The sequence below is a fragment of the Nocardia gamkensis NBRC 108242 genome (assembly GCF_001612985.1).
Classification (GTDB): domain Bacteria; phylum Actinomycetota; class Actinomycetes; order Mycobacteriales; family Mycobacteriaceae; genus Nocardia; species Nocardia gamkensis.
On sequence record NZ_BDBM01000096.1, the window covers coordinates 1 to 7,366 of the forward strand.

A 7,366-nucleotide genomic window follows, 5' to 3' on the forward strand; every position below is an offset into this window, starting at 1 on the left:
GCCGCCCGCCCCCGGGGCGGGGTATCCGCCGCCCGGCCAGCCCGTTCCGCAACAACCGCAGCAGCCCGCCGAGGTCAGCCTGAGCAAGGACCGCGCGGTCAGCCTCGTCAAGGGCCAGCGGGTGACCCTGCGTAAGGAAGGCGCCGCGCTGACCTTCGTCAAGATGGGTCTCGGCTGGGATCCGGTGCGCAGCCGCGGCATGTTCGGCAACCGCACGGTCGATATCGACCTGGACGCTTCGGTCATCCTGTTCGCCGACATGAACCCGGTGGACGTCGCCTACTACGGTCAGCTGACCTCGAAGGACGGCTCGATCCGCCACCAGGGCGACAACCTCACCGGCGAGGGCGAGGGCGACGACGAGGTGATCCTGGTCGACCTGACCCGCATCCCCGCGCACATCACCACCCTGGTGTTCGTGGTGACCTCCTACAAGGGCCACACCTTCGAGCAGGTGCAGAACGCGTTCTGCCGCTTGGTCGACGGGACCAACAACGGCGAGCTGGCCAGGTACACGCTCGCCGGTGGCATGCCGTTCACCGCGATGGCGATGTCCAAGCTGTACCGGGTCGGCAACGACTGGAAACTGCAGGCGCTCGGTGAGGGCTTCCAGGCCAAGCATCCGGGTGAGGCGGTGCCGCAACTCGGCCGGTTCCTCGTCAACAATTGACCGGCGGCGCGACAGCAGGGCAGACACGGTGATTCAACTGCGGGCCGGTCAGAACATCCCGTTGACCGGTGAGGTCGTTCGTTTCAGTGCGCGCGCCGAGGCTGCCCTCGACGTTTCCGCGCTGGTGGTCGCGGAGAACCTGAAGGTGTTCTCCAGCGACGATTTCGTCTTCTACAACCAGCCCGCCACGGCGGGCGTCGCGTTGACGGCCGACGGGATCACGATCACGCTCACCGAGGTGCGCGCCGACGCGAAGGCCGTGCTGCTTGTGGTCAGCGCCGACCCGGCCGCCCCCGCGCGGGCCGACGGGCTCGGGCCGGTCACCGCCACCTTGTCCGAGAACGACAGCGTGACCGCGGAATTCGCGATCACACCGTCGTCCGGTGAGACGGCGCTGATCTGTCTGGAGGTGTACCGGCGCGGTCCTGCTTGGAAGCTGCGCGCGGTGGGCCAAGGTTACGCGGGCGGTCTCGCCGCATTGCTCACGGCGCACGGCGTCGAGGTCGACGGCGCGGCCACGGAATCCGGGGCTCCCGACCAACCCGGTACGCACACCATGGCCGGTCCGCTGGCGGGCGACGCGCAGATCGCCGCCGCCGGTGCGCCGCTGGAGGTCGGTCACGGCCTGGAACGGCTGTGGATGGTGTTCGAGGACGCCGCGCGATCGGCTGCCGCGCTGATCTCGGCGCGGGAGTACGCGGCCAAGCGGTTGGATCACGAGCTGTCGCTCGCCGTCTCCGACCCGGCGACCAGGAACACTCCGGCAGCCGAGCAGGCGCGCCGGGTCGCGCAGCAACGGCACGACGAGCTGGTCGCCACCGCCGAGCGCAACCATCAGCGCGACGCCGAACAGCTGATGGGCGAACTCGCCGAGGCCGACCGGGTGCTGCCGCCCGCCCTGGCCTCCTGGGACTCCCCCGTTTGGGACAAGCCGCCCGCACCGAGCGACGGTATCCGGCTCGGCGAGTTGTACGCGCTCGACCGGGGATCGGTGCGCATTCCGTATTGCGTTCCCGTGCCGCTGAACCGGCCGTTGTGGATCGATGCCGAATCGACCCGTGCGGTCACGCCCGTGGTGGGCGCGCTGCTCGCGCGGTTGCTCGCCACGGCGCCGCAGCGGCGGACACTGCTGGACATCATCGATCTGACCGATGCGTTCAGCGGCTTCACCGGTTTGCTGGCTCCGGTGCTGAACGGCCCGCCGATCACCGACCACGCCGATATCTCGGCGCGGTTGCAAGCGCTGGTGGACGCCGCCGAACTGGCCGAATTGGCTTATGCGAGTGGCGCGTACACACCGCCCAGTGAGCATCGAGTCCTGCTGGCCGCGGATTTCCCGCATGGCTACCAGAGCTCGGACGCGCAGCGGATCGGTGCGCTGATGACGCGTGGCGAGCTGATCGGACTGTCCATCGTGATCGTCGGCGCCGACGAATCCGACTCGGCCGACACCACCGTGGCGATGCTGTCGCAGTCTTGCCGCCATCTGCCGACCATCGGCGGTACGCCGCTGTTCGACCCGTGGACCGGCAGCGCGTGGGAACTCGATCTGGACATGTTGCCGCAGGAGCCGGAACGGCAGGCGCGCTTCCTGCGCACCCCGTGAGATCGCCTGGTCAGCCGCGTGCGACCGCCGGTCGCGGTCGCAGCGGCGCCGGCAGCCACGCCAGCAGCGGGTCCGGCATACGGTCGACGATCCCGCCGACGGGGTCGTCGACGAAGTCGCGCCGCACCAAGTCCTCCTCGGGGCGGTAGATCTGGCGCACGATCAGGGCGCACAGTCCGAGTACCGCCAGATCACGCAGGGCGACGGTGCCGGTGAACCACTGCTCGGGCAGGCCCTTGCGGTCCAAGCCGAGGTAGTAGAACATGCGCGGCACCCAGACCAGCGCGTCGATGGTCATCCAGGCCAGCAGGACGCGCCGGTGCGGCAACGCCAGGACGGCCAGCGGCACCAGCCACAGCGAATACTGCGGACTCCACACCTTGTTCGTCAGCAGGAACGCCGCGACCACGAGGAAACACAGCTGCGCCAGCCGCGGCCGCTGCGGCGCCGTGAGGCCGATGTAGGCGATCACCGCGCAGGCCGCGACGAACGCCAGCAGCGAGACGGCGTTCAGGATGGCGGGTTGCTCCCCGTGGGTCAGCACGCCGTCGAAGCCGGGCCAGCCGGTGAACGAGGAGATCACGTTGTAGATCGAGTCCGGGTCGGCATGCCGGGTGGTGTTGAGCCGGAAGAATTCCCGCCAGCCGTTCGGGAACAGCGCGGCGATCGGCAGGTTCACCGCCAGCCAGGTGGCCAGCGCGGCGCATACGGTGACGGACGCGGCGCCGAGCGGGCGGGCGCTGAGAAATTGGACGCGGTAGGGCGTCTCGCGCACCCACGCCAGGAAGGCGGGCCAACTGTCGATATCGCGGATCCGCAGGCCGAGGTGCGTGCGCGGTGTGCGTTGCATCGTCTCGGTGCGCAGGCACAGCACGACGATCGGACCGAGCAGCAGCAGGGGATACAGCTTGGCGGCGCCGCCGAGACCGAGCAGAATTCCCGCGAGCACGGGTTTGCGCCGGGCCCAGGCGAGCAGGCCGGTGGCGGCGAAGGCCGTCGCGAGCGCGTCGAAATTGGTGAACGCGTGCACGATCACCAACGGTGAACAGGCGATCAGTGCCGCGTCCCAGATCCGGCGGCCGGACAGCAGCGCCGACGCCCATACGGTGATCAACCAGGCCATCGCCAGACCGAACGCGACGACGTTGAAGTAGATCACCACCTGCAACGCGCCGGGCAGCGGTGCGGCGTCCCAGCTCTTCGCGATCCGCATCGAGAAGTACTGGTATAGGCCGGAGAGCACCGGATACTCCATGTATCGCGTCTCCCGCCCACCGTCGGGAGTCTGCTCGGTCCATTGCTTCTTGTACGGGAAGGCACCTTCATTCAGCCGTTCCGCGCCGTAGAGCGGAACGGTGTCCGAGTAACACATCGCCACGTACTGGCGGCCGTTGTTCCAGTCGAGGGTCGGGCCGTCCGCGCCATCGGTCTGCTGGAGGCATCCCGCCTTGCCGAACCAGCCGAGTGCCAGGAACACCACGGTGAACGCCAGCAGCACCCGCATGGGCGTCCAGAACCGGACCCGCCCGATCAGCGCATGATCACCGACGGGCCCGCCGATCACCGTGGACAGTTGCGCGGCGAGGGAATCGTTGCGGCTCGGCCGGTCGCGCGCGTCCGCCGATCGCAGATCGGAGGCGAGCGGAGCGGGAGCGGCGTAGTACGCCCCACCGGGCACCATCTTCTGGTCCGACAGCGGCGCCCTCCCATTCCTCCGTGGCTCCACCAACTGCTGATCGGTCACGGAACCCGAGGCTACCCGGAGGGCGCAGCGCGGTCCGGATCGACTCGTCTCCGGTCTTCTGGGCGTTGCCGCCGCTCGCGCGCCGCACACTAAGCTTCCGAAAGGGTTAATTCTCTTCCTAGGTAATGGCATGGGTGTTATGATTTCGATCAGTCGACGCGCAATGCTGACGCGTCTACTTCGAAACGGGGTGGGCATGTTCAAGAAATTATTTATATCGCTGACTGTCGCTGGAGCGGCGCTGGTCGGACTGGCTGGAAACGCCACCGCGGGGTATTCGTCCTACTCGGAGTGTCTGGGGTGGAAAGGTATTCCGGACAAGTGCGTGCAGATATCGGATGGAACTTATGTTGTCCTGCGGGGGTACTATAAGTTCACTGAATGTCTGAGCTGGGCGGGTGTCAGGGAGAAGTGCTACCAGGACCCAAATGGTTTCTGGTACATCACTCCGGCTTGATTCGTGCCTCCGCGTCGGCCCTGGCCAGCGATCGCTAGATCGGCCAGGGCCGTAACGCATCAGGTGGCTCGTCCGGTCGCCACTAAGGCACAACATTCTGATCTGAATATATCTCTTTCCTTTGACTGGGAATTACGTCGGGCGGGGTTTATTTGCTCGAATTAGTGCGGGATTCCGATCGCGGGAAAACATTCTCAGCAGCTGCGGTTTATACGACAGCTGGGCGCGCGTCCGCATGGAACTATTGAGAGCGCTGTTTTGCCGGGCGATACGCTCACAAAGAAAGTGCTGCCGAAGGTCGGTAAGTATTCGACCGCCTGGGGAGCAAGGCTGGCTGTATAAATGAGCTGACCTGAACGATCGGGCAGTCGACGAATTCCATTCGGTCTTTCGCCGACTGCCGATCGATCATGACTCCCTGGCTATCGGCCCCGGGTCGGGGGCGCCCCGGTCGTCCCTGCGTCGTTGCCGTTTCCGTTGTTGCCCGCGCGGGGTGCGTTCGTGGCTGTGGGGGACGAACCGTCGGTCGGTGCGACCGGCTGGCCGGGCAGCGGACCCGCGTCCGACTCGCGTTGCTGTTGCGGACGCTGTTGCTGCGGTGCGGGCTGGACGCCTGGCACCGGGATGGTGATGCCGGGCAGGATCTCCACCTGGGTCGGCGCGACCACGACCGGCGGCAGCAGAGGGGAGTCCACGGTGGTGGGCGGGGTGTAGGGCGCCGACCACTCGGGGACACCGGCTTGGCCCTTGATCGGGGCGGGCTTCGGGAACGTCTCGTTGCGGGTACCCGAGAGCGCGCCGTCCATGGTCGACTTCCAGATGTCGGAAGGCAGGCCCGAACCGTAGATCATGCCGCCGCTGTAGTTGCGCAGTGGAGAATTGTCGACACTGCCGACCCACACGGCGGTGGACAGCGAGGGGGTGTAGCCGACCATCCAGGCGTCCTTGTTCTCGCCCGTGTCGAGCAGCTGCGCAGTGCCGGTCTTGGCTGCCGACTCGCGTCCGTTGGCGAGCCCGTGGTTGCGGGACCAGCCGGCGATCGGCTTCATCGCGGCGGTGACATTGTCGGCCACCGCGGCCGAGACGCGCTGCTCACCGGCCACTTCGCCGCGATCGAGCAGCACCTGGCCGTCGGCGGTCACCACCTTCGTCACGAAGTGCGGCGCGTGGTAGACGCCGGAGGCGGCGAGCGTCGCGTAGGCGGAGGCCATGTCCAGCGGCCGGGCTTGGTACTGACCGAGCACGATGCCGTTGTTCGGCCCTGAACCGTCCGACTCCGTCAGGGTCTTGCCCACACCCGGGATGGTGTCCGGGATGCCCAGCCGGTGACCCATGTCGGCGATCTTCTGCGGACCGTTCTGCATGTCCAGCTGCATCCGGTAGAAGCTGGTGTTCAGCGACCGCTTCAGCGCCTCGGCGATGGTGCACATGCCGCACTGCTCGCCTTCGACGTTCGTGATCTTGATGCCGTTCACCGTGATCGGCGAGCTGTCGTACATCTGCGACAGCGGAATGCCCTGCTCCAGGTTGGCCGCGAGGCCGATGACCTTGAACGACGAACCGGTCTGCAGACCGGCGTTGGCGTAGTCGTAGCCCTGGCCGTCGCTGCCGCCGTAGTACGCGCGCACCGCGCCGGTGTGCGGATCGATCGAGACGACCGCTGTGCGCAGCTGCTCCGGTTCGCCTTGCATCTTCGACGTGGCGGCGTCGACCGCCGCCTGCTGCGCCTTCGGGTCGATCGTGGTGGTGATCTGCAGTCCCGAGGTGTTCAGCTGCTGCTCGCTGATGCCCGCCGCCGCGAGTTCTCTGAGCACCTGGGTCTTGATCAGGCCTTCGGGGCCGGAGTCCTGCTCCTTGTCCTGGGTCGAGGCGAGGGACACGACCTGCGGGTACTGCAGGCTCTGCCGCTCGCCCGCGCTCAGGTTGCCCGCGGAGACCATGCCGTCGAGCACGTAGCTCCAGCGTGTCTTCGCGCCCTCCGGGTTCTTCTCCGGGTCCAGGCTGGAGGGCAGCTGGATGGTGGCGGCCAGCACCGCGCCCTCGGCGACGGTCAGTTCCTGCACGGGCTTGCCGAAGTACGCCTTGGACGCCGCGTCGATGCCGTACGCGCCGCGACCGAAGTAGATGGTGTTCAGGTACGCCGCGAGGATCTCGTCCTTGCTCCACTGCCGCGCCATCTTGGCCGAGATGACCAGCTCGTGCATCTTGCGGGTCAGCGAGTGCTCGTCACCGACCAGCGCGTTCTTCACGTACTGCTGGGTGATCGTCGAACCACCGCCCGCGCTCTCCTTGCCGAGGACGTTGTCCCTGGCGGCACGCGCGAAGCCGGAGATCGAGAAGCCGGGGTTGGTGTAGAAGTCCCGGTCCTCGGCGGCCATCACCGCGTTGCGGACGTGCGGCGGGATCTGCTCGATGGTGACGTCGGTCCGGTTGCCCTCCGGCGGCACCACTTTGCTGATCACCGTGTCACCGTCGGAGGCCAGGATGGTCGCCACCTGGTTGGTCTTCAGGTCTCCCGGCTGCGGCACCGACACCGTGGTGTACGCGGCGAGGAAGATGCCGCTGGGCAGCAGGATGGCCAACACGATCAGGACATAGAGGGTGCGCCGCACAATGCGCCACGGCGACTTCTTCTTCTGCGCAGGGCGCCTGCCCGGCCCATCGGAGCCGTCACCACTGCCGCCGCCACGGCGGGGCGGCGGACCCGACGGCGGGCCGCCCGCGGTCTGCCTGCGTTCGCCGGTGGAGGGCCCACTGCCCGGGACGCGACGTCCCTCACGGTCCACCGCCGGACGCGCGCCGGTGGCCGGACGCGGGCCGGTGGCCGGACGCGGGCCGGTGGAGGGGCCGCGCCGGTCGCGGTCGGCCACCGCCTCGGTCAGCGAACCC

General features: G+C 67.7%; 4 protein-coding genes. 2 read left to right on the plus strand and 2 right to left on the minus strand.

Annotated elements, in window-relative coordinates; translation table 11 throughout:
- Together NG1_RS34695 and NG1_RS34700 are read left to right on the plus strand one after the other, a co-directional pair.
- On the plus strand, window positions 1-670 hold a 670-nt coding region (locus tag NG1_RS34695; protein ID WP_169812358.1), incomplete at its 5' end, for a TerD family protein.
- Between the two features lie 28 nt (window positions 671-698).
- A complete protein-coding gene (locus NG1_RS34700) occupies window positions 699-2,276 on the plus strand; it encodes a TerD family protein (protein WP_062978092.1) in 1,578 nt (525 codons plus the stop codon).
- 10 nt (window positions 2,277-2,286) lie between these two features.
- Here the strand turns inward: NG1_RS34700 and NG1_RS34705 are convergent, their stop codons facing one another.
- On the minus strand, window positions 2,287-3,957 hold the full coding sequence (locus NG1_RS34705) for a glycosyltransferase family 87 protein (protein WP_062978094.1): 1,671 nt from the start codon (window positions 3,955-3,957) through the stop codon (window positions 2,287-2,289).
- Between the two features lie 942 nt (window positions 3,958-4,899).
- The gene (locus NG1_RS34710) at window positions 4,900-7,347 is read right to left on the minus strand and encodes a transglycosylase domain-containing protein (protein WP_062978096.1); all 2,448 of its coding nucleotides are present in this window, start codon (window positions 7,345-7,347) and stop codon (window positions 4,900-4,902) included.
- Between the last annotated feature and the right edge of the window lie 19 nt (window positions 7,348-7,366).

Bases quoted from the DNA above. Each gene is read 5' to 3' on its own strand.
- NG1_RS34705 (WP_062978094.1), bottom strand. From the start codon at position 3,957: ATGGTGCCCGGTGGGGCGTACTACGCCGCTCCCGCTCCGCTCGCCTCC.